The 22,956-nt window shown below is 60.0% G+C and carries 19 protein-coding genes and 1 tRNA gene; 18 read left to right on the forward strand and 2 right to left on the reverse strand.

The window, feature by feature from the left end:
• Positions 1-222 precede the first annotated feature (222 nt).
• The 9 genes from EV281_RS15150 to EV281_RS15185 all read left to right on the forward strand — a co-directional run bounded on the left by EV281_RS15150 (position 223) and on the right by EV281_RS15185 (position 7,944).
• Positions 223-1,200, forward strand: coding sequence for an ABC transporter substrate-binding protein (locus EV281_RS15150; protein ID WP_132653903.1), 978 nt, complete (start codon positions 223-225; stop codon positions 1,198-1,200).
• 7 nt (positions 1,201-1,207) lie between these two features.
• The gene (locus EV281_RS15155) at positions 1,208-2,902 is read left to right on the forward strand and encodes an iron ABC transporter permease (RefSeq protein ID WP_132653904.1); all 1,695 of its coding nucleotides are present in this window, start codon (positions 1,208-1,210) and stop codon (positions 2,900-2,902) included.
• The gene (locus tag EV281_RS15160; RefSeq protein WP_132653905.1) at positions 2,890-3,909 is read left to right on the forward strand and encodes an ABC transporter ATP-binding protein; all 1,020 of its coding nucleotides are present in this window, start codon (positions 2,890-2,892) and stop codon (positions 3,907-3,909) included. Before EV281_RS15155 ends, EV281_RS15160 begins: the two co-directional genes overlap by 13 nt.
• A 129-nt stretch (positions 3,910-4,038) precedes the next feature.
• Positions 4,039-5,148, forward strand: a complete 1,110-nt coding sequence (locus EV281_RS15165) for an endonuclease/exonuclease/phosphatase family protein (RefSeq protein ID WP_132653906.1) — start codon at positions 4,039-4,041, stop codon at positions 5,146-5,148.
• Positions 5,145-5,879: an NUDIX hydrolase gene (locus EV281_RS15170; protein ID WP_132653907.1), complete on the forward strand. Its 735-nt coding sequence runs from the start codon at positions 5,145-5,147 to the stop codon at positions 5,877-5,879. The genes EV281_RS15165 and EV281_RS15170 overlap by 4 nt, the downstream gene beginning before the upstream one ends.
• A gap of 63 nt (positions 5,880-5,942) precedes the next feature.
• Positions 5,943-6,854: a PhzF family phenazine biosynthesis protein gene (locus tag EV281_RS15175; RefSeq protein ID WP_132653908.1), complete on the forward strand. Its 912-nt coding sequence runs from the start codon at positions 5,943-5,945 to the stop codon at positions 6,852-6,854.
• Between the two features lie 126 nt (positions 6,855-6,980).
• Positions 6,981-7,056 (forward strand) — tRNA-Lys (locus EV281_RS15180).
• An 18-nt stretch (positions 7,057-7,074) separates the two neighbouring features.
• Positions 7,075-7,218 (forward strand): hypothetical protein, encoded by a 144-nt coding sequence (locus EV281_RS31140; RefSeq protein WP_165911891.1) that lies wholly within the window; start codon positions 7,075-7,077, stop codon positions 7,216-7,218.
• Between the two features lie 111 nt (positions 7,219-7,329).
• A complete protein-coding gene (locus EV281_RS15185; RefSeq protein WP_207896876.1) occupies positions 7,330-7,944 on the forward strand; it encodes a DUF1442 domain-containing protein in 615 nt (204 codons plus the stop codon).
• Positions 7,945-7,957: 13 nt separating this feature from the next.
• On the opposite strand, the gene EV281_RS15190 is transcribed toward EV281_RS15185, so the two are convergent.
• Complete coding sequence (locus EV281_RS15190) at positions 7,958-8,647, reverse strand: isoprenylcysteine carboxylmethyltransferase family protein (protein ID WP_132653910.1); 690 nt, start codon at positions 8,645-8,647, stop codon at positions 7,958-7,960.
• 184 nt (positions 8,648-8,831) lie between these two features.
• Here EV281_RS15190 and EV281_RS15195 point away from each other — a divergent pair, with 184 nt between their 5' ends.
• The 9 genes from EV281_RS15195 to EV281_RS15235 all read left to right on the forward strand — a co-directional run bounded on the left by EV281_RS15195 (position 8,832) and on the right by EV281_RS15235 (position 21,738).
• Positions 8,832-9,911, forward strand: coding sequence for a glycosyltransferase family 2 protein (locus tag EV281_RS15195; RefSeq protein ID WP_132653911.1), 1,080 nt, complete (start codon positions 8,832-8,834; stop codon positions 9,909-9,911).
• A gap of 165 nt (positions 9,912-10,076) precedes the next feature.
• Complete coding sequence (locus EV281_RS15200) at positions 10,077-11,522, forward strand: MFS transporter (protein WP_132653912.1); 1,446 nt, start codon at positions 10,077-10,079, stop codon at positions 11,520-11,522.
• Positions 11,523-11,787: 265 nt separating this feature from the next.
• Complete coding sequence (locus EV281_RS15205) at positions 11,788-12,843, forward strand: histidine kinase dimerization/phosphoacceptor domain -containing protein (protein ID WP_132653913.1); 1,056 nt, start codon at positions 11,788-11,790, stop codon at positions 12,841-12,843.
• Between the two features lie 18 nt (positions 12,844-12,861).
• Positions 12,862-13,419 carry a DUF924 family protein gene (locus tag EV281_RS15210; protein ID WP_132653914.1) on the forward strand — a complete coding sequence of 186 codons (558 nt, stop codon included), beginning with the start codon at positions 12,862-12,864 and terminating at the stop codon, positions 13,417-13,419.
• A gap of 90 nt (positions 13,420-13,509) precedes the next feature.
• The gene (locus EV281_RS15215; RefSeq protein WP_132653915.1) at positions 13,510-16,098 is read left to right on the forward strand and encodes a mechanosensitive ion channel family protein; all 2,589 of its coding nucleotides are present in this window, start codon (positions 13,510-13,512) and stop codon (positions 16,096-16,098) included.
• Between the two features lie 103 nt (positions 16,099-16,201).
• Positions 16,202-16,477, forward strand: a complete 276-nt coding sequence (locus EV281_RS15220; RefSeq protein ID WP_132653916.1) for a hypothetical protein — start codon at positions 16,202-16,204, stop codon at positions 16,475-16,477.
• Between the two features lie 234 nt (positions 16,478-16,711).
• Positions 16,712-19,225, forward strand: coding sequence for an FAD-dependent oxidoreductase (locus tag EV281_RS15225; protein WP_132653917.1), 2,514 nt, complete (start codon positions 16,712-16,714; stop codon positions 19,223-19,225).
• A 146-nt stretch (positions 19,226-19,371) separates the two neighbouring features.
• The gene (locus EV281_RS15230) at positions 19,372-20,202 is read left to right on the forward strand and encodes a response regulator (protein ID WP_132653918.1); all 831 of its coding nucleotides are present in this window, start codon (positions 19,372-19,374) and stop codon (positions 20,200-20,202) included.
• 204 nt (positions 20,203-20,406) lie between these two features.
• A complete protein-coding gene (locus tag EV281_RS15235) occupies positions 20,407-21,738 on the forward strand; it encodes a diguanylate cyclase (RefSeq protein WP_132653919.1) in 1,332 nt (443 codons plus the stop codon).
• Positions 21,739-21,846: 108 nt separating this feature from the next.
• Here the strand turns inward: EV281_RS15235 and EV281_RS32060 are convergent, their stop codons facing one another.
• Positions 21,847-22,869 carry a GlxA family transcriptional regulator gene (locus EV281_RS32060; RefSeq protein ID WP_132653920.1) on the reverse strand — a complete coding sequence of 341 codons (1,023 nt, stop codon included), beginning with the start codon at positions 22,867-22,869 and terminating at the stop codon, positions 21,847-21,849.
• Between the last annotated feature and the right edge of the window lie 87 nt (positions 22,870-22,956).

The raw sequence follows: 22,956 nt of genomic DNA on the forward strand, positions 1-22,956 counted from the left end.
AGTGAAAATGGATCGGCGTTGCAGAGGTAAATGATACAATCTTAAGTTAATATGGTTTTGGTTTAAACCCTACCGGGAAAGTACGCATTTTTGTCGGAAAGAAAGATGGGAAGGTATGGCCAATCAATGGCATCGTCGGCCAGATCGAAGCTACCGTTCCCTGTCACACCGCTGTAAAACACCCCGAATAAGGAGGGGCATCACCATCCGAGGATACCTTCCATGAAAACTCTAGTTTCTGCCGCTGCACTGCTCGCCGCGAGCCTTCTCGCGATCCCGGCTTCCGCTGCCAGCCTCGTCCTCTACACCAGCCAGCCGAATGAAGATGCGCAGGCGACCGTTGACGGCTTCATGGCCGCCAATCCCGATATCAAGGTCGATTGGGTGCGCGACGGTACGCCGAAGATCATGGCGAAGCTGCAGGCTGAAATCCAGGCGGGCAACCCGGTTGCCGACGTTCTCCTGATCGCCGATGTCGTGACGCTCGAGCGCCTCAAGGAAGACGGCAAGCTGCTCGCCTACAAGTCGCCGGAAGCAGCCAATTACGACGCCGCTCTCTACGACGCCGACGGCTACTACTATTCCACGAAGCTGATCACGACCGGCATCATGTACAACACCTCGGCTGCCATGAAGCCGACGAGCTGGAAGGATCTTGCCAAGCCGGAAGCCAAGGGCCTCGTCACCATGCCGAGCCCGCTTGCTTCGGGTGCCGCTCTCATCCACGCCCAGACGCTTGCTGCCGTTCCGGGGCTCGGCTGGGATTTCTACAAGTCGCTCGCCGATAACGGCGCTGTCGCTTCCGGCGGCAACGGCGTCGTCCTGAAGTCCGTCGCTTCGGGCGAGAAGGCTTACGGTATGGTCGTCGATTACCTGCCGATCCGCGAAAAGGCCAAGGGCGCTCCGCTCGAGTTCGTCTTCCCGAGCGAAGGCGTTTCGGCCGTCACCGAGCCGGTCGGCATTCTCGCCAGCGCCAAGAATGTCGACGCCGCCAAGAAGTTCGTCGATTACGTGCTCTCCGAAAAGGGCCAGGAAGGCTTCCTGAAACTCGGCTACATCCCGGCCCGCAACGGCATGAAGCTGCCCGATGGCTTCCCGGCACGTGACACGATCAAGGTTCTGCCGGTCAATGCTGCCCAAGCGCTAGAGAATACCGACAAGGATCTGAAGACCTTTACGGATCTGTTCGGTTCGAAATAATAGACCCATGCAGGGCTATGTACGTCCAGGAAACAGTCAGCCCGTCTGGCTGTTTCCTTTTATTGTTTGTGTGGTGCTTTTCCTCAGCGTGCTGCCTTTGGCGCGGCTCGCGATCGTCGGCATTTCCGCTTTTGCCAATGGCGGTGTCATGGTGGTTCTGTCCGATCCCATGGTCTGGTCGGCCGTCTATTACACCATCCTTACGGCGATCCTGGGTACCATCATTTCGCTCTTCATAGGCTGCGCCTTTGCCTATCTGCTGACGCTGACCGATATACCGGCCAAGGGGCCGCTCAGTTTCTTCTTCGTGCTGCCGATGATGATCCCGCCGCAGGTCACCGCGCTTGCCTGGGTGCAGATGTCAGGGCCGTCGAGCCCGCTTCTGAAGGCGCTGCATATCGCCCCGCCGATGGGATCGCCGCAGCCGCTTTATTCGGTCGGCGGCATTGCGCTGCTTTATGGCGTGCAGCACGCGCCTCTCGTCTATCTGGCGCTGAGGGCAGGGCTGATGACCCTGCCGCGCGACGGGGTGGAGGCGGCGCGGCTGTCGGGTGCGTCGAGCCTTCGGGTGTTCCGCGATATTATCCTGCCGCTGTCGCTGCCGGGCATCATTGCGGGTGCGGCCATCTCCTTTGTCTCATGCACCGGCAATTTCGGAATTCCCGCCATTCTCGGCATCCCGGCTTCGATCTTCACCCTGCCGACGCTGATCTTTTCCAAGTTCACCGCCTTCTCCAGCCGCACCTTTGGCGATGTGGCGCTGCTGTCGGCGATCATCGCACTGATCTCTGTCGCCGGGCTAGCTATTCAGGACCGGGCGCTGCGCGGGCGCGACTATCGCGTCATTGGTCTTTCAGGCGCCGCGGCCGCCTTCGAGCTCGGCCGGTGGAAGCTTTTCTTTGCACCACTCCTCTGGATCATCCTATTCTTCATGCTGGCGGCACCTTTCTTTGCGCTCGTCGCAGGTGCCTTGGTGCCGGCCTATGGCGTGCCGCTCACCTTCAAGACCATGACGTTCCATGCCTTCGAGGAAATCCTCTTCCGGCAGGCGGTGACGCGCACCGCCTTTATCAATTCGCTGTCTCTCGCAAGCGGCGCGGCGGTCGGCCTGCTCTGCGTGACGGTACTGGCGGCTTATGCATTGACGCGGCGCAGAGACAGGCTGTCGCGCATCGTCTCCAGCCTAGTCGAAATACCCTATTCGCTGCCGGGCATCGTCGTGGCAGTCTGCTTCATCCTTGTGTTCGCAGCTCCGATCCCGGTGCTGAACGTGACGCTTTACGGCACGGTCTGGATCATTCTCGTCGCCTATTTCTCCTCTTTCTTCGCCGTCAGCCTGAAGCCTGTGGTCAGTGCCTTTCACCAGCTCGATCCGGCATTGGAGGAGGCGGCTCGGCTTTCGGGCGCTGGCTTCTTCCGGCGGCTGAAGGATATTATCGTGCCGCTGATCGCGCCGGCGGCAGGCGCATCCGTGATCCTCGTTTTCCTGATTGCCTGCAATGAGCTGACAATTTCAGCGCTGCTCTGGTCGGCAGGCACTCAGACGCTCGGAGTCGCCATCTATAATCTCGATGACAGCGGCAGTTCCGATCTTGCCTCGGCGCTCTCCGTCCTTGTCGTCTTCATGGTCGTCGCCATGATGCTGCTTCTGGAGCTTCTGGCGAAACATCTGCCCAAGGGAGTGGTGCCGTGGCGAAGCTGATCCTCAATCAGGTGGCCAAGGATTTCGGCACGGGCAGGGCTGTTGTCAGTGGCTTTTCGCTCGATGTGCGCGAAGGCGGTTTCCTGGCGCTGCTTGGTCCCTCCGGCTGCGGCAAGACCACGGTGCTGCGCATGATCGCCGGTTTTGAGACGCCGAGCGACGGCTCCATCCATCTCGGCGAGCGGCTGCTGGCAGACGCTTCACGATCGCTGCCGCCGGAAAAACGCAACATGGCGATGGTTTTCCAGTCCTATGCGCTCTGGCCGCATATGAGTGTGGCCGATAATGTCGGCTATCCCTTAAAGGTGCGCGGCATCTCCGGCGAGGCCTACAAGATCAAGGTGCGTAGGGCGCTGTCGACTGTGCGCCTCGCCGATTATGCCGAGCGGCGACCGGCCGATCTCTCCGGCGGCCAGAGGCAGCGTGTGGCGCTCGCCCGCTGCCTGGTGACATCGCCGGATGTCGTGCTGCTCGACGAGCCGCTCGCCAATCTCGACCGGCACCTGAAGCAGGAGATGGAGGAGACGTTCCGCGAGTTCCATCAGCGCTCCGGTGCCACGATGATCTATGTGACGCATGATCAGAGCGAGGCAATGGCGCTCGCGACCGATGTCGCGGTCATGTCCGAGGGGCGGCTGTTGCAGGTGGCGCCGCCGGCGGAAATCTATGCGCGGCCGGAGGGGCCCATGGTCGGCGGTCTGATCGGCCGCGGCGCGATCATCACGCTGCCGGTCATGGGCGGCGAGCGCCAGCTGGAGTGGGACGAGCTGGAGGGAGCGCTGCATGCTGCCAATGTTGATGGCGTCGATATTCTTGTTCGGCCGGAAGACGTTGTCATCGGCGGCGAGGGAGTTCCTGCGACCGTTCAATCCGTGCTCTTCGAAGGTGAGCGTTACGCGGTGAAGCTGGCGCTCGGCAACGGTCAGATGTTGCGCGCCTACAGCCGTGTGGCGGTCGTGCCTGATGAGGCGGTGCACGTCGTCATCCGCGCCGGCTGGCGGCTATGAGGGACAAACGGCTTTGCAAAGCGCCTGTTCGTCTTCTGGAATGCTCACGCAATTGCGGACGCAAAAACCGCTGCACACTTTTGCTGGAATTGCTTTAGTAATGGCGCTGATGCCAACCGGGAATGCCTGATGTCGCTTCGCCTTGCCACCTTCAATGTCGAGAACCTGCTGACCCGCTTCGATTTCACAGGCTATCGCAACCAGCTCCGGCAGGACCGTGTCATCAAGCTCTTCGAAGTCAATAACGAGGGGGTCTACCAGCAGCTGGAGCAGGCGCGGGTGATCGCATCGACCGACGATACGAGGCAGATGACGGCGCTCGCCATTGCCGATGCGGACGCGGATATTCTCTGCCTGCAGGAAATCGACAGTATGGCGGCACTTCAGGCCTTTGAATATGGCTATCTCTACCGCATGGTCGGCAACGGCTACCGGCAGAAATACCTCGTCGAAGGCAATGACAGCCGCGGCATCGATGTCGCCGTTCTGATGCGCGAGGAGACGCGCGACGGACAGAAGATCGATCTGAAGGACATCAAGAGCCATGCGATGTTGACCTATCGCGATTTCGGTCTTTTCGACGACGATATCGCCAAGACCAACCGGCTCGACGACAAGATCTTCAAGCGCGACTGCCTGGAACTGGACTTGAGGATCGGCGGCGTGCCGTTGACGCTCTATGTCGTGCATTTCAAATCGATGGGTGGCGCGCATGACGGGCTCGATGGACGGCAATCGACCTTGCCGATCCGCAGGGCGGAGGCGCGAGCCGTTCGCCGTATCATTGAAGATCGATTCGGCGCAGGCCATACCGCGAAGAAAAACTTCGTCATCTGCGGCGATATGAACGATTATCAGGAGCGTGTCGATGTGATCGGCCGGCGTGGCACCGGCTACCGGTTCGAGCATCGGGACGAGGACGAGAGCGCCCTCGATGTCTTCAGCCATGACGGATTTGCCGAAAACGTCGTGCGCCGGCGCCCCCCGCTCGACCGCTGGACGCTCTATCATGCGCGCGGCCCGGAGGAGCAGTGGCTCTGCCAACTCGATTATCTCTTGATATCGCCGGCTCTTGCCGCCGCCAATGCCAAGCGCATCCCCGAAATCATCCGCTTCGGACAACCCTACCGCACGATATTCCCGCCGGGGCAGGAGGTGGAGCGCTACCCACGCACCGGCTGGGACAGGCCGAAGGCATCCGATCATTGCCCCGTTGTCATGACACTGGATCTCTTATGACCTCAGATTTTTCAGAGGACCTTTCAGCCTTTCCGCCGGAACAGACGGTTTTTCCGATCGCCGGCACGGATCTGCGCGTGCTTGACGGCGATCATCCGCTGCTGACGGCCAACCGGACATCGATCCGCGAGAATTGGGAAAGGGAAATCGCCGCCAACCCGGCGCTCTTCGACGGCCGCATGGTGCTACAGCATCGGCTGAAGCTTTCCGAAGAAGGGATTGTGAGCGAGGCCCACACCGTTCCCTTCTCGACCTTCATGTGGTGGCGCAGGCAGCCGGAGCGGAAGGGCGCCATCCATCTTTTTGCCTATCCGGTGCTGGAATCATCCGACGGCGCGCTGGTTGCGATTCGCATGGGCGCGCATACAGCCAATGCCGGCCAGGTCTATTTCGCCGCCGGCTCGCTGGAGCCCGATGATGTCGTTGATGGACGTTGCGATATCCACGGTAACATGGCCCGCGAGGTGATGGAGGAGACCGGACTCGATCTCGCCGATGCCGTTGCAGGCGAGGGGCTTCATGCCAGCCACATCCGCCGGTCGGTTTCGATTTTCAAGCTGTTCCGTTTCGATATGACGGCAGATGACATGGTCGATTTCATTAGCCGGCATATGCTGGTTGCCGATGACAAGGAAATATCGGGCGCTGTCGCAATTCGTTCTGCCGATCCGGCTGCGCAGCCTTACAACGTCGCTATGCTTCCAATCATCGACTGGTATTTCAACAGGTAATCTTGCACTCCGGCGTCCTGTCGGGCAGGTTGGCTCTTCGATGACCGATTCAGGGAGGCCAATGTGGCGTTGAGCTACAGCGTCTATGACGTGTTCACCGACACCAAGCTTGCCGGCAATCCGCTGGCAGTGATCTTCGACGGCGAAGGACTTGGCGACGCCGCCATGCAGGCGATCGCTCGCGAGACGAACCTGTCCGAAACGGTTTTCGTGCAGCCGGCCGACAATCCGGCCTATACGGCTCGTATCCGCATCTTCACGCCCGGTCGTGAATTGCCCTTTGCCGGCCATCCGACCGTCGGTACCGCGATTGCGTTGGCGGAAAAGGCACACCCGGCGGGGACACTCGACCTCGTTTCGGTGCTGGAGGAAAATGTCGGGCCGGTGCGCTGCGCCGTCAGGCTTCGGGAAGGCGAGGCGAGCTTTGCCGAATTCGACCTGCCGCGCAAATCCCAGCAGATCCACCTGTCGCTCGACAAAGCCGGCATCGCCGACGCGCTGTCGCTGAAGGCGACGGAAATCGGCTTCGAGAATCACGTGCCGTCGATCTGGAGCGCCGGCGTTCCCTTCCTCATGGTACCGGTTCACGATGTCGGCGCGGCGAGGCGTATGGAATTCGATCCGCAGCTCTGGGAAAAGACCGTTCCCTTCGTCGATGGCGCGCTCGCCTCGGCCTATGTCTACTGTCGCGGCGGCGTCAACCATGTCGCGAAGTTCCATGCCCGCATGTTTGCAAGCGGCATGGGCATTTCCGAGGACCCGGCGACAGGCTCTGCAGCCGCCGCTCTCTCCGGCGCAATCAACCATTTCGACCGGCTGACGGACGGGCATCACCCTGTTCTCATCGAGCAGGGCGTGGAAATGGGCCGGCCGTCCTTCATCCACCTGCATATGGATATCGAAGGCGGGGCCATCTCGAACGCCCGGATCGGCGGTCAGGCGGTGCGGATAGCAACCGGCACGCTCGACCTTTGATTTCATTGGATTTCCGGCACCTGACAAAAAAACTTTGCAATTAACCAAAGAATTTTCGACAGGGCGCTAGACAAGCCGGACGATCCTATTTATATGCCCCGTCACACCGCGCAGCCAAGCGCGGACGGGTGATTAGCTCAGTTGGTAGAGCAGCTGACTCTTAATCAGCGGGTCGTAGGTTCGAGCCCTACATCACCCACCAATTTCTCCTTCAATGAGAATGAACGTCGCAGATAAAGCCTTTGATATCCGGGGCTTGTCGGCTTTTTCTGTTTTTTCGATTCCGCTGATTCCGCCAGCGGGAATCATCGGCGGCCTTGCCCTCATCATTCTGCGCTTGCCGGAAATCTCGCTCGGTATTTAACTCGTGGGCCGAGGTCATTGCCGCGGCATCTGCCGCCGCTGGCCAAACCCTGGAGGAGTGTCGATGCGCAATGATAAGCAGGACCATCCCACCTTGGTCGACGAACATCGGCTGGATGAGAAAGTTCTCGATGTTCTGCATTCCTACCACCGGCGAATCGATGAGGAGCGCCGCAGTTCGCGCCAGGATGCGCCGGGAGGACGCGATGGGGGGCAGGATCAGCGGATGCGAGCTGTCGGTCCTGAAACCGGCCGATTTCTCAACATTCTCGTCCGCGGTCTGACGGCGCCGACCATTCTCGAACTAGGCACGTCCTTCGGCTATTCCGGTATCTGGCTTGCCGAGGCCGCGCGGGCGACCGGCGGGCGGCTGATCACCATGGAAGTGCATGGCTATAAATCCGCCTACGCGCAGGCGATGGCCGAAAAGGCCGGGCTTGCCGAGCATATCGATTTCCGGGTGGGAGATGCGGTCGCCATGATCCGCGAATTGCGAGGCAAGGTGGATTTCGTGCTCGTCGATCTCTGGAAGGATCTCTATCTGCCTTGCCTCGAAGCCTTCTATCCGAAGCTCAATACGGGCGCTGTCATCGTTGCCGACAACATGATTTATCCTGTCACTGAAGATGTGAGGATCTATGCCCGGGCCATCAGAGGCAAGCCCGGCATTACCAGCGTGCTTTTGCCGGTCGGATCGGGGCTGGAGATCAGCCGTTACGAACCGTGAGCCCGATCGTCTGTCACCAGATGCCGGGAAACAGCCGGTATCTCACCTTAAGGCAATAATCCTCGTAGCCGGGTAGGTTCCGGCGTAACTGGCCTTCCTCGTCGAGGAGTCGCAGGATCAGGCCGGCGAAAATCAGTGGCACGAAGAGAAGGCCCCACACGGAGGCTAACGCCAGCGGGATGCCAGATGCGAGCGGCAGGACGCCGGCATACATGGGGTGGCGTACAAACGCGTAAGGGCCGGTGGAGACGACCTTTTGGCCTTCGGAGACCTCGATTGTGGCCGAGGCAAAGGTATTTTCCCGCAGGACGATAACGACGAACAGGAAACCTGCGGCGATCAGCAGATTGCCTGCAATGACCGCCCATAAAGGAACGGCCGACCAGTGGAAGCGGTAATCCAGTACCGAGACGATGATAAGTGCGACCATGACGATGCTGGTGAAAATCTGGATGCGTTTCTGCACCGGTTCGGTTTCGGCGGCCGGCCCGCCGCGCATGCGCTTTTCCAGAAGTGCCGGGTCGCGATAATAGAAATAGATCGAGGTGCCAGCCGCCCAGGCGGCAAAATGGGCGACGAAGAGCCAGCCTTGCCAGTACGCGAGCGTACCCGCCGCCAGGAAGACCATGACGGCGAGGGCCACGAGAAACTTGGCATTGGCTTCGGCGGCCCTGCGGCCGAGATCGGGTGCTACAGTCTGCATGACTCCTCCCTCCGCTCACGCTCTGCAATCCATTTACCGCTTTGCCTTTAGGATATGCAAAGCAGGCGCATGATATCAAACCATTGCCGGCGGCGCGGGTTCTGCCTTCGAGGCCAGGGCTCTGCTTGTGTGCCATCCGGCGATTGGGCATGCTTTCCTGCGGGGATTGGGAGATTCGGTGGAAATGGGCAAATCCGTTGATGACGGCGATGTGACGACGAAGCTTTCCATCGTGGCGCCCTGCTACAATGAGGCCCTGGGGCTGAACGAGTTCTGCCGGCGCGCGCGGGCAGCGGCGGAGGCAGTTGTCGGCCGATCCTTTGAGATCATCCTCGTCGATGACGGCTCCAGCGATGATACCTGGGACGTCATATCGGCGCTTGCGGCAGACATTCCACAGGTGCTCGGCGTCAAGCTTCTGCGCAATCACGGCCACCAGCTCGCGGCGACTTCGGGCCTTGCGGTGGCGCGGGGCGAACGTGTCCTACTTATCGATGCCGACCTGCAGGATCCGCCGGAGCTGCTGGCTCAGATGATGGCGATCATGGATCAGGGCGCCGATGTCGTTTACGGGCAGCGGAACGAGCGCAAAGGCGAGACCCGATTCAAGCTCATCACCGCCTCCGTTTTCTATCGGCTGCTGACGCGGCTGACATCCATTTCGATCCCGCAGGACACCGGCGATTTCCGGCTGATGAAGGCGCGCATCGTTCATATCCTGCTCAACATGCCGGAGCGGCATCGTTTCATCCGCGGCATGGTGAGCTGGATCGGCGGCAGGCAGGTGGCGCTGCGTTATACGCGAGACGCCCGTTATGCCGGCTCGACGAAATATCCGTTGAAGAAGATGATCCGTTTTGCGATCGATGCGATTACCAGTTTCTCCATCATTCCGCTGCGGGTCAGCGCCTGGATGGGGCTCGTCGCCGCCGTCTTTGCGGTGGGGCTGCTGATCTATACGCTCGTGCAATGGTTCGAGGGTAATGTCGTCACCGGCTGGTCGAGCATCATGGCGGCGATTTCCGCCTTGAGTGCGATCCAGCTCATCGCGCTCGGCACGCTCGGCGAATATGTCGGCCGCCTCGTACAGGAGCACAAGCGCCGGCCGATGTTCATGATCGACTGTGTGGTGCAGGGCGAATTTACATCCGAATTGCCCGACGATTTCTCCGAGCTCGATACGGCCAGACGCAGATCCGAGCTCGGCAAGCTTCCGCAAGCAGGCGTGATTGCAAGGCCGACCGAGGCCGCTGTTGGCCGCTGATATCGGATTGCTGCCGAACATGTTGACAAAAGATTCGACTTCTGCGGCATTTGACCTTTCCGATCCGGGATAAGCGGCGTATGCAGGCTGCATATCCCTTCGCGCGGTTTGCCCTTCAACTCTCCCGCCTTTGCCCGCGCACCCGAAATTCGCATTGGCAGATCGATGACCGCAGTTCAGACGAGTAACAAGACAGATGAGGCGGCAGGCGCCCGCCAGGCAAAGATCGTAGCGCTGGTCGTTGCCGTTTCCTTCTTCATGCAGATTCTCGACGGGACGATCGTCACAACCTCGTTGCCGCAGATGGCGACGACTTTCGGCGTACAGCCGGTCGCCATGAGCATTGGCATCACTGTCTACATGCTGACCATGTCGGCCTTCATTCCGCTTTCGGGCTGGCTCGGAGACCGGTTTGGGGCGCGGCGCGTCTTCCTCCTGTCGATCGCCATCTTCACAGGAGCGTCGCTGTTTTGCGGCCTGTCGGGAAGCCTCACCGAATTCGTTATCGCGCGAGCGGTGCAGGGCGTCGGCAGTGCGCTGATGACGCCGGTCGGGCGCATCATCGTGTTGAAAAATGCCCGCAAGTCCGAGCTGGTACAGGCGATTGCTCTGATCACCTGGCCGGCGCTGACTGCCCCGGTCGTCGGCCCGGTGCTCGGCAGCTTCATCACCACCTATGCCAGCTGGCATTGGAACTTCCTGATCAATATTCCGATCGGCCTTGTCGGCATCGCGCTGGTATTGCGCTTCGTACCGGAGCAGCGCGAGGAACGCGTCGGGCCGCTCGATATCAAGGGATTTTTCCTGAGCGCCGCAGGGCTGACCTTTCTGCTTGCCGGGCTCGAACTATCGGTCAAATGGCAGGGTGGCTTCCTGCCGCTCCTGGTCATGCTTGCCGCAGGCCTGGTGCTTTCCGTCATGGCGACGCGGCACTTTCTGCGGGTCGACAATCCGCTGCTCGATCTCGCCGCCTTCAAGGTGCAGACATTCTCGATGACGACGCTTTCGGCGGGTACGGCCTGCCGCGTCTCGATCAATGCGACGCCCTTCCTCCTGCCGCTGCTCTTCCAGCTCGGCTTCGGCCTGAGCTCGATTGCCGCCGGCACCTATCTGCTGGTCTATTTTCTTGGCAATCTCGGCATGAAGGTGGTTACGACGCCGCTTTTGCGCTTCTTCGGCTTCCGCAACGTGCTCTTCTTCAACGGGCTCATCGCCGCCGGCTCGATTGTCGCCTGCGGTTTTCTGACGCCGCAAACGCCTGAAGTCGTCATCTCGGCGCTGCTCCTCATTGCAGGCCTCTCGCGATCGATGGAATTCACCGCGCTCAATACGCTATCCTTTGCCGATATCGGCCCGTCGCAGAGGAGTTCGGCCTCGACATTGTCCAGCATGCTGCAACAGATTTCCATGCTGCTCGGCGTTGCGGTTGCGGCGGCAGTGCTCAACATTTCCTCCGGGCTTCGCGGGGCTGCGGACCCGATGCTCGGTGATTTCCGCTGGGCCTTCTTCGTGGTCGGCATGATCGGCTTTTTATCCTGCCTGCGCTTCCTGCAGCTTGCTACCGATGCGGGTGCTGAAGTTTCTCATCACCGGCGCTTTCAAAAAAGTTGACTGACCGCGGAACCATTTGCACTCCCCTGCGTTAACGCATGAATTTCAGTATCCGTGTTCACAATTTTTAGAGGGGTTCCGGCTGCAGCCGGGAAGGGGCGATATTCTCGATGCTACTCTCCTTCGATCTGCCTATCATTTGGCGTCTTCTCATGCCAAATGATAGGTGTAGTCTACGTGCGCCTGTCCATGTACGACAGTTTCATGCAGAAGGAATCGGCGGCCTCGCAGCCGGTATTGCTGCGGAAACAAGCCCGGAGGCAGAATGAGCGGGTCCAGCGGCAATACGGGCGATCCCATCCGTATCCTCTATATAGACGATGACGAAGCGCTGGCGCTGCTGATGCAGGAAAATCTCGGCAGGCGCGGCTTTACGCTCGAATGGGCGAGCGACGGGGCGTCCGCCCTTGCGCTGCTCGCCGAAGGAGGTATCGAAGCCGTCATTCTCGAACATTCCCTGAAGACTGAAACCGGGCTCGATATCCTGCCGCGCATCGTGGCGATGCCGGATCATCCGCCCGTCATCTATGCCACCGGCTCGGACGATACGAGCGTTGCGGTCGCAGCGCTGAAAGCCGGCGCCGACGACTATGTCCTCAAGGGCGTTTCGCCCGATTATTTTGATCTTCTGGCCGCTGCCCTCGAACAGGGGCTGGAGCGCGCTCGTTTCCTGCGGGACACGGCACAGGCGCAGGAGGTGATCCGCCAGCAGCGCGACCATGCAGAGATGCTGCTTGCCGAAGTTAATCATCGCATCGCCAACAGCCTCGGCCTCGTCGGCGCACTGATCCGCATGCAGTCCTCCGTGACGAGGGATCAGGTGGCGATCGACGCGCTGCAGGAAACGCAGATGCGCATCAATGCGATCGCCAGCGTCCACCGCCGTCTCTACACCAACCGGCAGGTCGGCATGGTGCAGGTAGATGAGTATCTGAGTAGCCTGCTGACCGAGCTGGAAGCCTCGATGCGAGACGAAAAACGGCCGCATCACGTGGTATTGACCGCCCAGCCGACCAATCTTGCGACAGATAAGGTCATCACGCTCGGCCTGATCGTCAGCGAACTCGTCACCAACGCTTTCAAATATGCTTATCCGGAGGGCAACCCGGGCGAGATCAAGGTCATCGCCGAGCAGGAAGGTGATGTGCTCAGGGTCACTGTGGAAGATAGTGGCCAGGGCTTCGACCCATCGGATTCGGCGAAGGGAACCGGTCTCGGCACGAGGATATTGAACGCTATGGCCGGCAGTCTGAAATCTGAACTTACATATGATCCGGAGCATCGCGGCACGAAGGCGATACTGGTTTTTTCCGTGAGCTGACGCGTCGGAAGGAGCATCATGAATAGCGATGTCGTCTGCACGCCCGGGGAGGTCCATGATTTCTGGTTCGTCCGCTGCGGCCGGAAGGAATGGTTCGAATCGACTGCCGAGTTGGACGAGGAAATCCGGGCACGATTTCGTGCAACCCACCTCGCGCTTGCCCGCGGCGTGACCGAGGAATGGCGCTCCAGCCCCGAGAGCCGGCTTGCAGCCGTCATCGTGCTCGACCAGTTTCCGCGCAATATCTATCGGGCCACGCCGCTTGCCTTTGCGACCGACGGGCTGGCGTTGCGCGAGGCGAAAATGGCGCTTGCCGTTGGCGCCGATCACGCCGTCGACGGCATCCAGAAGACCTTTTTCTACATGCCGTTCGAGCATGCGGAAGACCTCGTCGAGCAGGACCGCTCGGTGGCGCTCTTTACGGCGCTCGGCGACGAAGAGTTCCGTGACTACGCGCTTCGCCACCGCCAGGTGATCGCGACTTACGGGCGCTTTCCGCATCGCAACGCCATTGTCGGGCGGGAGTCCAGCGAGGCCGAACTTGCCTATCTGGCGCTTCCCGGCTCAGGTTTCTGAGCTGCCGTCCGGAAATTCCGCCTTTCTGTCGCCTTTCTTTCCTATAAAAGCGGTCATCTAAATGATGAGACGAATCCACGCGGGGGCTTCTTGCGCTTGATACACTGGCTGCTTCGCACCGTTCTTCTGCTGTCGCTGGCTATTGCCGGCCTGCATCTCGATGGAAACGCCGCTTTCGCGCAGGCCCCGCAGCCGGCGGGTCAGGCCCAGACGCAGCCTGTGCAGACGCAGGCAGCTCCGTCCGAGGCACCGCTTGCCAACAGCACGCTCGACCAGGCGCTGAAGGATATCGACAAGGCAAAGAACCAGCTTGTCTCCCTGCAGGACCGCGTCAAGCAGAACGCCGACAATGACGACGCCCTCGTGGAGCTTGCCGGCCAGGCGGACGAGCTCGGCCGCGGCGTTATCGCGACATCCGTCAGCCTTCGCCCGCGTTTCGACCAGATCAAGAACCGTCTTGCCGAACTTGGCGAGCCGCCGAAGGACGGCCAGCCCCCGGAAGCGCAGATCGTCACTGACGAGCGCAATGCGCTGACGGCGGAACGCTCGCAGATCAATGCCGTCACGGGGGATGCGGAAAACCTGTCGATCGCGATCACCAAGCTTTCCAACGTGATTACGGCGACGCGGCGCCAGCTCTTTGCCGATACGCTGTTCCGGCGCACTGAAATTTCCATCTCTGTCATCGACGATGCGGCGGGCGCTTTTGTCCAGGAGGCGAGCGAGTTTTCGCAGACGCTTTCAAGCTGGATCACCTTCGTCTGGAAGTTCAAGAGCCTGCAGCTGTTTGCAGCGATCTTCCTGTCGCTCGCAACGGCCCTGATCCTGCTCTCCGGCGGCTACCGGCTTTTCGGCCAGTATCTACGGCGCGATGTCCATGTCGAGGAGCCCTCCTATATCAGCCGCCTTTCCTTTGCCTTCTGGTCGACGCTGATCCGAACGGCCTCACTCGACGTGCTGCTGGTGACGTCGCTGATCTTTCTCGACGGCTTCAATGTGCTGAGGAGCGACATCACGCCTGTCGTTACTGCGCTCTTCGGTTCGATCGGCCTCGTCTACTTCGTGGGCCGCTTCGTCAATGCGGTCTTTGCGCCGAATGATCCGTCCTGGCGTCTGGTGCGCCTCTCCAATCTCGGCGCTCGGTCGGTCGGCTACTGCCTGATTGCCATGGCCGTCGTCAACGCGCTCGACTATCTCTTTGGCGCCATCGGCGAGGCGATGGGGTCACCGCTGGTTCTGACGGTGGTGCGCAGCCTGCTTGCGGCGCTGATCATCGGTGTCATTCTGATTGCCGGATCCTTCGGCAAACCGATGCTGGCCAGGAATGGCGATCCGGATGCACCGGGCCGCCACTGGCCGCGCGGTATGGCGATCCTGCTGCGTGTCTTCGGCGCGGGGCTGATCCTTGCGGCGCTGTCGGGTTATGTCGGCCTGGCGCGCTTCGTTGCGACGCAGCTCATCATCACCAGTGCTATCATCGTCACCACCTATATCGGCCTGCTGCTCGGCAAGGCGGTCTCGCGTCAGGACAACTTTGGCGAAACTTTCCTCGGGCGCTTCCTGCGCAGCCGCTTCAACCTCGGCGATGTTGCAATCGACCAGGTCGGCCTGGTCGTCGGGCTGCTGATCTATGCGGTGGCGCTTTTGACCGGCATCCCGCTCATCCTGCTGCTTTGGGGCTTCCATGTGCAGGACCTGCAGCTGCTCGCCTACCGACTGTTCACCGAGGTGCGGCTCGGCGGCATCAGCATTTCGCTGCTCGGCATCTTCACGGGCATTCTGCTCTTTGCCGGCGGTTATCTGGCGACGCGCTGGGTGCAGAAGTGGCTGGACAGCAATGTCATGGCGCGCAGCCATGTCGATCTTGGCGTACGCAACTCTGTCAAGACCGGGATCGGCTATCTCGGCGTCGGTGTGGCCGCCATCTTCGGCATTTCGGCAGCAGGCATCGACCTTTCCAACCTCGCGCTCGTCGCTTCGGCACTGTCGGTCGGTATCGGTTTCGGCCTGCAGAATATCGTGTCCAACTTCGTTTCCGGCCTGATCCTGCTGGTGGAACGCCCCTTTAAGGTGGGCGACCATGTCGTTTCGGGAACGGCCGAAGGCATCGTCAAACGCATCTCAGTGCGCGCCACCGAAATCGAGACCTTTCGCAAGCAGTCGATCATCGTACCGAACTCGGAGCTCATCAACGGGCTCGTCGGCAACTGGACGCATCGCAATAAGCTGGGGCGTTCAGAAATCCCGGTTTCCGTCAGCTACGAGGCCGACCCGCGCAAAGTGATGAGTATCCTGCTGGAACTGGCGGCGGCCGTACCGCTTATCCTGCGCAATCCGGAACCGCATGTGGAATTTCTGCGCTTCGGGCCTTACTCGCTCGATTTCGAGCTGCGCTTCTTCCTCGCCGACATGGGCGATGGGCTCACGGTGCGCAACGATCTGAGGATCGAGATCCTCAAGCGCTTCAGGGCTGAGGGCATCGAGATCCCGCTGCCGCAGAGCGATCTGACCATCCACCGACAGGCGAACGCCGACATGGAGAAGGTGCTCGTCGAAAAGCCGACAGAGCCCGAGGATGCCTCGGCTGAAGATGAAACCAGGGACAATGAAATGGTTGACGACGAGCAGCCGGTGCGCCAGTTGCGCGGCAGGACGGCAGACGGCAAGCTCAAAGGCTGAACGGATCATTCAGCACTCATTCACGGCTATCGCGCTATAACTTCATGCAATCGATCGCTGCCGGGTGGCGGCGACGAGCGCTTGAGGGGAGGGCGTAAAGCCCATGTCGCATACCGTGGCACGTTCTGCAGTCGCATTTCTTCTTCTCCTTTCCGCCGCACCTTCAGCACTGGCGGCCTCCGTCACGAATAAGGATGGGGCACCCGTCGTACTGACCGTTACGGAAGGTGGCAATCGCGTGGAAGTCGTCGTCGATGCCGGTGCATCCGAACCGGTCTGCCCCTCCGGCTGCTTCATGACGACGCCCGATGGCGACCGCATCGGGCTTTCCGGCGACGAGACGATCGAGATCGTCAAGGGTTCCGCCGTCATCAAGTGACGGCGCTTCAGGCCCGCTATCGCCGATTTTCATGAATTTTCGCGCCTCACGGCTTTTGACGCTTGTCTATTTGCGCCTCGTCGCGTCAAGCTTTTCCCATGTCGTAAACAGGCCTCTCATGACGCAGGCCTCGCTGCATATTTCATGACAAGAGTTCGTCCGGCGTAAACCGCCGGATATCGGGAGTTCGTCCGGTTGGCTGCCGGACATCAGATAAAAGAGGGTATTTTCTCCATGAAGTCACATGCGCGGGCAGTGGTCATCGGCGGCGGCGTGGTTGGCGTTTCGACGCTCTATCATCTTGCGAAGAAGGGATGGGGTGACAGCGTGCTCATTGAGCGCAAGGAGCTGACCTCTGGCTCCACATGGCATGCGGCGGGTCTGCTGCCGCTCTTCAACATGAGCTACTCGGTCGGCCAGATCCATAAATATTCCGTGCGCTTCTATCAGGAACTGCAGGAGGAAACCGGCATGAATGTCGGTTTCAGCCAGGTTTCCAATATCCGTCTGGCTCGCACCAGGGATCGCTGGGACGAGTACATGTATTATGCCGGCATTGCCGAGACGATCGGCGTGAAGGTCAATATCCTCACCCCCGAACAGGTGAAGGAGATCTGGCCGCTCTGTGAGACGGACGGCCTGCTTGGCGCCATTCAGCATCCGGACGATGGTTATATCCAGCCGGCGGACCTCACCCAGGCGCTTGCCAAGGGCGCGCGAGACCGTGGTGCCACCATCTATCGTAATACGACCGTGACCGCGATCGAGCAGCAGGCGGACGGGCTCTGGAAGGTGACGACCGACAAGGGCGAGATCACTGCCGAACACGTCATTTCCTGCACCGGCAATTTTGCCCGCAAGACCGGCGAGATGGTCGGCATCAACATTCCGGTCATCCCGGTCGAGCATCAGTATATCGTCACCGAGCCGCATCCCGACATTCTCGCCCGCAAGGCCAAGGGCCTGCCGGAAATGGGAGTCTTACGCGAATCCGACAGCGCCTGGTACATGCGCGAGGAGAATGGCGGCCTGCTGCTTGGCCCTTACGAGCATGGCGCACCGGTCTGTTATGTCAACGGTCCGTCCGACGACAGCGAATACGAGCTTTTCCAGGAAGAGCTGGAGCGCCTGATGCCGCATATCGAAACCGCGATCGCCCGCGTGCCGGCCTTTGGCGAAGTTGGCATCAAAAAGGTTTATAACGGCGCTATCGCCTATACGCCTGATGGCAATCCGATTGTCGGTCCCGCACCGGGCTTGAAGAACTTCTGGCTCAACGAAGGCCATTCTTTCGGCATCACGGCTGCCGGTGGTGCTGGCTGGCAGCTTGCCGAATGGATCGTCGATGGCGAGCCGACGGTCGACATGATGGGCGTCGATCCGCGTCGCTTCGGCCCTTACGCGAAGGAGGGCTACCTCATCGCCAAGAACGAGGAAGCTTATGCCAACGTCTTCACCATGCATTATCCGGACGAGGAGCGCGCTGCTGCCCGTCCGCTGAAGACGACGCCCGTCTATGACCGGCTGAAGAAGCTGGGCGCCGTCTTTGGCTCAGTCTATGGCTGGGAGCGTGCCAACTGGTTTGCGCCCGAAGGCTACGATTTGCCGAAGGACCAGATCGGCGTTGGAGCGGACGTCCTGACCAACCACAATCACTCGGAGCCGACCGAAGACGGACGCATCCTGGAAAAGTGGTCCTTCCGCCGCTCGAACTATTTCGAGCATGTCGGCAATGAAGTCATGAACGTTCATAAGAATGTAGGCGTGCTCGACATGTCGGCCTTCGCCAAGGCGTTGGTGACCGGTCCCGGCGCGCGCGAATGGTTGGATTCGATCTTCGCCAATGCCATTCCGAAGAAGCGCGGCCGCATCGCGCTCTGCCATATGCTGACCAAGGAAGGCGGCGTGCGCTCGGAATTCACCGTTTACGAAAGCGCGCCCGGCACCTTCTACCTCGTCTCGGCCGGAGCCTATGAAGCGCATGACCATGACTATATGCGCAAGCTGCTGCCCTCAGACGGCAGCGTGAAGTTCACTCCGATTACCCAGGCCTATGGCGTGCTGGTTCTCGCCGGACCGAAATCGCGCGACGTCTTGAAGAAGCTGACGCGCACCAGCCTGGAGAACAAGGATTTCCCCTGGCTTTCGGGCAAGGAGATCTCCGTCGGTGCGGCCAATGCCCACGCGCTGCGCGTCAACTTCGTCGGCGAGCTCGGCTGGGAGCTGCATCACCCGATCGAGATGCAGAACTACATCTTCGATAAGCTGATGGAAGCTGGCGCCGAATTCGGCATCAAGCCTTTCGGCATCCGCGCCATGCTCTCCATGTCGGTGGAAAAATCCTACCGCCTGATCCCGCGCGAAATGTCGATCGAATACAATGCCTATGAATCCGGGCTCGACCGCTTCATCAAGCCGGAGAAGGAATTCCTCGGTCGCGAAGGCCTGCTTTCCTACAAGGAAAAGGGTCTGAAGTGGAACTTCGCGACACTCGTCGTCGAAACCGGCAACGATGTCGATGCGCGTGGTTCGGAGGCGATCTACAACGAGGCCGGCGAGCTTGTCGGACGCGCCACCAACGGCACGTTCGGCTTCCGCGTCAACCGCTCGCTGGCGCTTGCCATGCTACGCCCCGATTACGCCAAGGAAGGCACCAAGCTGAAGATCAAGATCCTCGGCACGACCTACAACGCGACCGTCGTCGGCGAGAGCCCGTTCGATGCCGAAAACGCCGCGCTTCGTGCCTGATTTTTTAAGCATATTGTCAAGAAAGAGGCGGCCGCACCACCGGCCGCCTTTTTGATAGCTGCCTACGGCTTGCCGATTAATAATTATGCAAATGAATTCATGTAACCGTTTCGTTCGGGGGCACAATTTCCATTTAAAGGTTTGTCATGGCGTTTCTAGGTATTTCGGGAATGCAATATTCCGGAGAAATGTTTGCCGGCGCGCGTATTATCCTCGCTGAAGATTCAAACGTCTTCACCTCGATGATCGGAAAGCGGCTCAAGGAACTCTTCGATATCGACGTCGAGATCTGCCGTACCTTCGAAGATCTGCAGCTATCCTACGACAAGTCTTCCGATCCGATTACGCTGGCGATTTCCAACATCAACCTGCCGGGCGCCGAAAACGGCGAGGCGCTGGAATATCTGGTCGACCTGTCGATCCCGACGATCGTCTTCACCGGCACGTTCCAGGAAGGCATGCGCGACAAGCTGCTCGCGAAGGATATCGTCGACTATATCCTCAAGGACAATGTCTTTGCCGTCGACCTCCTTGCTGAATCGATCTGCCGCTTCCTGACCAACCATCGCCATCACGTACTGATCGTCGATGATAGCGCCACGGCCCGCGCGCTGCTGTCGAGCCGTCTGAAGCGCTATAATTTCCGCGTCAGCACCGCGGAGAGTGGCGCAAAGGCACTGGAGATCCTCAAGGCCAACAGAGATATCGGCCTTGTCGTCACCGACTATAACATGCCCGATATTGATGGTTTCGAGCTGACGCGCCGTATCCGTGCCTCGATCGGCTCACACGAGCTGCGCATTATCGGCGTTTCCTCCTCTTCCAACCGCTTGCTTTCGGCGCGATTCCTGAAGGCCGGCGGCAACGACTTCATGCTGCGGCCGTTCATCGACGAAGAGTTCTATTGCCGCGTCAACCAGAACCTGGATACGCTCCTGCAGATCCAGTCGATGCGCAGGGAACGGGCAGTTGCCTGACCCGGCCGCGAAGATCGGGTGGGGGGAAGCACCTCCGTGATCGGCGTACACCGAAAAAATATGACGGAACATCATATTTTTGCAATCACAGGTGTTGTTTCCGCCATTCGCCCCTTCACGGAAGGGAAGGCCTCGGTTATCGTCCGGCACACTGCAGCAGGGGGCGAGTCGACCCCCTCGGGCATGTGGGGGGGATAGACAGCTGTGACATTCCAGGCGGATTTTCAGCGGGAGAACGCAGGTCCTCGGTTCGGAGGAGTCCGCATACTTCTGGTTGAGGATTCCCGGATGTTTTCGGCCGTGCTCTGCCATCGGTTCCAAACGGAACTCAACCTCAGCGTTGTCTGCTGCTCTTCGCTGAAGGCGCTTCGTGCGGAACTCTCGCGGGAAGGTCATGGCTACGGCATCGCTGTCGTCGATCTGAACCTGCCGGATTCACCCTATGGCGAGGCGCTCGACTGCACGATCGAGCACGATATTCCGACTATCGTCTTCACCGCGACCTTCGATCTCAACACGCGGTCCCGCATCCTCGAGCGCAATGTCATCGACTATGTGCTGAAGGACAATGAATTCGCGCTCGACAATCTGGTCGCAACCGTGCGCCGGGCGATCATGAACCGCAAGACGCGGGTGCTCGTCGTCGATGACGTGCCGTCTGCCCGCCAGGTGCTGGTCGATCTCCTGAAGGCCCAGCAATATCTGGTGGTCGAAGCGAATTCCGGCCTGGAGGCGCTCGCGGCGCTGGAAGCCTTCGGCGATATCGAACTCGTCGTCACCGATCATCACATGCCCGACATGAGCGGTTATGAGCTGACGCGGCGCATCCGCCACCGGTTCGGCTCGGACAAGATGCGCGTCATTGGCGTCTCCTCCTCGAACGACCGCATGCTGTCGGCAAGTTTCCTGAAGGCCGGCGCCAGCGATTTCGTTTACCGGCCCTTCGTCGCCGAAGAGCTGCAATGCCGTATCGCCAACAATGTAGAGACGCTGACGCAGATGAAGCAACTGCGCGCTGCAGCGGCCTGCGATTACCTGACCGGCCTTTATAATCGCCGCTATTTCTACGATAACGGCCCGAAGCTGGTGAACGAGTGCCTGCGGCTGAAGATGCCGAGCGCTGTCGCCATTCTCGATATTGACCATTTCAAGCGGCTGAACGACACATATGGCCATGAGATCGGCGACAGGGTGCTGAAGGCCGTCGCAGACAGGCTGCACACGATCTTCGAAGGCAGCGACAATCTTCTCTCACGCCTTGGCGGCGAGGAATTCGCCATTCTCTTTCCGCAAATGGATTCGCTGGCCGCCACCAAGCTTTGCGACGAGATCCGCTCGGATATATCGCGACTGAGAGTGACGGCCGACGACGAGGAACTGGCGGTGACAGTGTCGATCGGCGTGGCCGAGATCGCCGGTTATGAGACGTTCGAGAACTATCTGAATGCGGCGGACCAGTTCCTCTATATGGCCAAGCACAAAGGACGAAATTTGGTCTATTCGGATGCCAAGATGACGGAGGAGGCGGCGCAGTAGAACCGCTCTGTCGTCATCCTCCGGCCTGTTCCCCGAGGATCTACACATATCAAAACAAGACCGGCGGCAGATGCTCGGGATAAGCCCGAGCATGGCGGAAGTGACGGCTCAAGCCGCAACTGCCTGCTGGCGGGCCGTCGCCATGGTCATCTTGCGATCGGCGCGCTCCTGCTGCGGTGAGCGATGGTAGAGTTCGCGATAACACTTGGAGAAGTGCGAGGCAGAGACGAAGCCGCAGGCGACGGCCACTTCCACGACCGGCATAGCGGACTGAACCAGCAGGTGGCGGGCGCGATCGAGGCGGATTTCCAGATAGTAGCGGGCAGGGGACCTGCCCATTTCCTGGCGGAAGAGGCGCTCGATCTGGCGGCGCGACAGGCCGGCACCTTCGGCGATCTCCAGGAGCGACAGCGGCTCGGAGAGATTGCCTTCCATCAGCTCGATGATCGAGAGCACCTTGGCGTTCTGGACGCCGAGGCGCGCACGCAGAGGCAGGCGCTGGCGGTCATGCGGGTTGCGCACGCGGTCGGTCAGATGCTGCTCGCAGATGCGGTTGACGAGGCTTTCACCGAAATCCTCGCCGACGAGGTTCAGCATCATGTCAAGCGAGGCCGTGCCGCCAGCGCAGGTGTAGAGATTGTTGTCGACCTCATAGAGATCGGCATAGACCTCGGCCTGCGGGAAGGCCTCGGAGAAGCCCGGCAGGTTTTCCCAGTGGATCGCACAGCGCTTGCCGTTCAGGAGACCCGCCTGAGCAAGCACGTGGGCGCCCGTACAGAGCGAACCGACGGCAACGCCGCGATTGTAGGATTCGCGGAGCCACGCATTGACGGATTTGTTGTTGAAGGTCTCGACATCGATGCCGGAACAGACGAGCACCATGCCCGGGCGGTTTTCGCCGGCGAGATGCCGGCGTTCTTCGGCGAGCGAGGAATTGGCCTCCACGCCGATGCCGCAGGAGGAATAGACCTTTTCGCCGTCGACGGAGCTCAGGCGCCATGTATAGGCCTGATAGCCGAGCATGCGGTTTGCGATACGCAACGTATCCACTGCCGCCGAAAACGGCAGCATGGTGAATTGCGGAACCATGAAGAAGACTACGGAACGTTTCTTGAGCTGCATCTTGTTCATTGGAAAATCCATGCTCGAGGGCTACGCCATATTCGTTGCTTGGAAAGCGTCGTTCCGATGTTCTAAAAGCGACATTGGCATGGATAA

It is taken from the genome of Rhizobium sp. BK418 (assembly GCF_004341105.1).
In the GTDB taxonomy this organism is placed as follows: domain Bacteria; phylum Pseudomonadota; class Alphaproteobacteria; order Rhizobiales; family Rhizobiaceae; genus Rhizobium.